The 4,505-nt window shown below is 27.7% G+C and carries 3 protein-coding genes; all 3 read right to left on the bottom strand.

Annotation, left to right across the window (positions count from 1 at the left end; all coding sequences use genetic code 11):
- Positions 1-174 precede the first annotated feature (174 nt).
- Positions 175-1,077: an Abi family protein gene (locus ACH2BO_RS10755; RefSeq protein ID WP_395044748.1), complete on the bottom strand. Its 903-nt coding sequence runs from the start codon at positions 1,075-1,077 to the stop codon at positions 175-177.
- A gap of 286 nt (positions 1,078-1,363) precedes the next feature.
- A complete protein-coding gene (locus ACH2BO_RS10750; RefSeq protein WP_395044747.1) occupies positions 1,364-1,684 on the bottom strand; it encodes a helix-turn-helix domain-containing protein in 321 nt (106 codons plus the stop codon).
- Between the two features lie 192 nt (positions 1,685-1,876).
- The gene (locus ACH2BO_RS10745) at positions 1,877-4,375 is read right to left on the bottom strand and encodes a hypothetical protein (protein ID WP_395044746.1); all 2,499 of its coding nucleotides are present in this window, start codon (positions 4,373-4,375) and stop codon (positions 1,877-1,879) included.
- Between the last annotated feature and the right edge of the window lie 130 nt (positions 4,376-4,505).

The following is a 4,505-nucleotide window of genomic DNA, read 5'->3' as shown; positions in this document are numbered from 1 at the left end:
CAGCTTGGGGAAAAAAATTACTGGCGCAAGTTGCGAAGCGTACGTGTTTTTTCTAAAAACTGTGCCAGTAATTTTTTTTGGAGCGTTGGCAAAGGAGTGGCTTATGAAATGTAAAACGTTCTATTTTTGAAGAATGTATTTTACTCTAATCTAATAAATAATGCTAATTGAAAACTATTGCTTAATCCAAATTGGTTGTGTTTTCCAATTTACTGGAAATCCCATTTTGTGAACAGGAATTATTGGATATTCATTTATTAAACCAAAGAATTTTTCTTTTATAGAATTCCTAGGACTAACAAAGTCAATTGTATATAATGTTAATGACAGTAAAGGAAATAGTTTTGCTCTTTGATTTTCATCTGGAACGTATGTTATAGGTTGGTTCTTTAGGTTTTTAGGCCATAAATATTTGGTTGTTACGTTATTATTCCATAGTCTTGAATGATGCGCTATGACGTTTCTTATCACTGTTATCGCTTCCAAAAAACTAGAGAAATCTTTGTGAGAATTAAAACCAAATTCTAATGCTATTTTTGACTTTTCTGGTAGTTGATGATTAAGGTTTTTATATAATTTTGAGAGTGTCCCCAGTGATGTAACTTCTAGAGCTTTCCATGCTTCAAATGGTTCTCCTTTATGATAAAGTCTGTGTTCTACTATAAATTGTTCTTTGCTTCTGTCTATTTCACTACTTAAATGTTCAATAGTAGCTTGTTGCTTAAATTTATCTGTAAAAATATCATAATCAAGATAAAATAATGGTCCATTTGACAACGATAATTGATAGATTAATTTAGTTCTCAAAGCAACTTCTATGCGCTCTATGGCATCAAACATTAGTAAGCGTAAATGTCTGTCGAAATTATACAAATCTATAACATCTTCAAAATAACTATCTGCTTTATATTTGTGATTTATTTTATCCGATTGCATTTCCCACCAATACCCTTTAAGCCGATAATAGCTAATGTTTTTTAGAAAATGTGGCGCATTATCAATGTTTTTAAACAACATTCCTCTTTCTAACAAAAGGTTAATTTGCTCCTCAACGGTTTTAGGTAATTTATTTGCCATATAGATATAAAAAAAAAGACCAGAAGGCTGTTCTTATGGGAAGCGCTACTGGTACGATTGGGGCAAATATATATACATATCTGTAATTGACCAAACTTTTTAACAATTAATCGTAGTTATCAACAAAAAACACCTTTGTTTACCGGGCTTTACTTGTTTAGATAATTAATATTCATTACAGATTTTAGTGTATTTTCTTATTTTTATAGAATGGTTTGAATGTGTTTAGTGAACTAAAAATAAATTTTAATGACTTGCAAATTAATTATGAAAAAACGAGTTGGATTTAAAATCTTCTTGGATTTTTCCTGATGTATTCCATTGCCTCTTTTTCGATATCAACTCCCGTTTTAATTCGATTTGAAAATATCCATTCGTCAATATCTACTTTTTTGAAATAAAGTCGTTTACCCCTTTTGTAGTGTGGGATTTCACTTGTAGAAGTCAATTTATAGATTCCAGAAACGCTAAGTTTTATATATTCCGATAGATCTTTTATATCCATTGGAGTATTATTTATTTGAATTGGATTAGTTGCATTTAGAGCTGCGATAGCTTTTTCAATTCTATCCAGTCTTTCTAAAATGAGTTCAAAAGGATTTTCCATATTTAAAATTAAATTAGTGAAATGAAACAAACAAATATGTGAGTTTAGGAATACTTGGACTAAACGAGGATTTTGTGCAGATGAATGAGATAATTACTTATTAATGAAATTATTATGCTATTTTATATCAAACTACTTCAACCAATAATTATTGAGTAAACAATATTCGTAATCGATTTTTTTTAATTTTTTTTAACCAATTTCATATTTATATAGCCAAGCTTTCCTGTCTTCTTGCACAACAATTTCAACTTCAGAAATAACAATTTGCAACATATTCTGAATAACATTATTATCTGAAATGTCTATATTTTCAATCTTTAAATTTAGCTCTACAAGTTCTTGTTTTGTGCCGACAAAAGATTCTTTTAGGATTTTAAATAATCTATTTTTTAAAAAGGGTAATAAAGCAAATTTCAAAATGCCCTTAACTGAAGAGAATATTTTAGTAAAATATGGGAAAATATTGAGAATTTGACTTAACATAATCATATTGTCTTTTGAATTGAAAATAACTCCAATTAAACATAATAGCTTGAAATTCTTATTTTCCTCATCATCATAACTATTGGCCATTTTTATCAATTCACTTTCAGATATTGTCTTGTTGATAATTTGATTACTTATGCTTAAAACAGATTCCCACAATTTAACATCAGAAGCATCTGGAATATAATTTTCGAGCATTTCTACATACTCAAACTTCTTTTGTTGATAATCTTTTGTGTTTTCTAATTGTGCAGTTAGTACCATTATAAAAAGAGGAATAATTGAATAAGTAACTGTTGTAGACTCAGCAGCATTCCATTCCAAACTAGGTTTATCAGTAAGTAAATCAGAAATAGTCATTTCTTTAAACTTACTTGATCTATCAATAGGCGTTCCACTCAAATGTGATGAAATGGCTGAAAATAATAAACTAGTTTCGAAGGCTTCAGTTATCTTAAAATTTATAAGAGGATATTGACCGCAAACGGCTGATAACATTAAAATAATTTGATCATCACCATTTCTTCTAGCTAAATCAAAAGCTTTTAGAGACAAAGTATATGCTTTTTCAATATTATTTATACCTTCTGCAAAAATTGCTAAGTTTGCTAAAATAAGAGGGTTGTTTTTAACTAAATAAATATCTGATAAGTCTTTTGTATTAAATGTAAAAATTCCTTGATATGGTATAGTATAATCTCCGCCATCACTTACTTTTTCTGGGACTCTGTCTTTAGTCACAGAAGCAGCGATATAACCTAAAGAATGTCCTGTCCAACTAAATAATCGAATCCAATTCGTATCACGATTTTCTTCTTTAATTTTAAATAATCTCTCTACAATATTTTCAAAAGTTAAAAAGCTTTGATTATTATTACCATTTAACCAGTATGCTATCGCAAGTTCTCCTAAAATTTGAATATAATCTAATTCAGATAATTCTAAATTTAATTGGGCCAATTCATTTGCTTTTAAACAAAACTCTAAAGCCATCTCTTTATTTTCATTTGAAATAGAACTTGCTGCATAAATTAAAGTATCAACAAAGCTTGATTGTGATGTACAGTTAAAATCTAAAGCCTTTTGTAACCATAAAGAACTTTTAGGCAGGTTTTTTTCATAATAAAATAGTTTTCCAATAACATCAAACAGGATGTACTTTGCTATGTCAGAAGTTAATTCTTTAGATAGTTTTATAATTGAATTTTCTGCATTAATTGGATTCTTAAAAATTTGAAATTCAAGAGCAACTTTATCACTCATAACTGTTGCAAGTAATACATCAAATTTATTCTTCTCAAAATAAGAAATTAAGAAATCAAGTTGATCAACAATAATTCCCCAATTCCTTTCTTCAATTGGAATAGAATTTTGTGAATTTACTATTTTACCACTTATTATTTTTAAGGCGGATGGAGCGTATTCAGAACTAAAAAAGTCATCATTAGTGCTCTCACTCAATTGTTCAATAAAATTCAACCAAGCGCTTATATCTTTTTGACTAACTAGTTTTGTTACTGGAAGCCATAACAAACCTGATATTAAATCAATATTGATTATTTCAGTGAAAGGTTTATCAAGTTTTATATAATTATTAATTATAAATTCTAAATGAAACCAATATTGAGACAAATCAGCATTAGTACTATTGGATAATAGAAAAATCTTAATTATGATAGCGTCTGAAATTGATAATGATTGTACTTGAGAATAGTTTTCTAAACTGTCAAATAAAATAGTTGTTTCTTTATCTAACAAATTAAATAATCTAATTTGTTCACAACGGATATAAGATTTAAGTATGATATTCATTTCTTGTGGAATATCATTTTCTACCCAGTAACTTAAATAGCCCCAATCTGATAAATATTTAGCCTCTTCTTTAGTTTTTGCAGAAAAATAAACTTTTAATAAAACTACACCAGCATTATCAAAATCTTTCCCTTTTATAAAAGAACTAACACTTCTATAGGCACTAATTTGATTTACAGTTTTTGTAGATATTATTGATTTTGCTAAAGCAATATGAACATTTTCAAAAACTTCAATGGATAAGTTATCTACACCAATATTGTATATTAATGGTGAAATTTGGAAAGAATCTTTATTTTCTTGAATCCATATATTTATTAAATCTTGAAGTTTTTCATTTGGATGAAGTATTTTTTCTGAAACTTCACAAACAGAAAGTACTTCTTGCATTTTAAAGTCCCAAGGGATTAGACTTAATCGATACAATAATTCTTTAGATTTTTCATCTGATATAAACTTTTTTATTGTTTTTTGAGAATCACTTAAAATTTCAGAAGTGAACTCTTTCTTTAATAAAACC

The organism is Flavobacterium sp. (assembly GCF_043773265.1).
Taxonomy (GTDB): Bacteria; Bacteroidota; Bacteroidia; order Flavobacteriales; family Flavobacteriaceae; genus Flavobacterium.
Note: the sequence above shows the minus strand (reverse complement) of the source record. Positions and strands in the feature narration are given on the sequence as shown.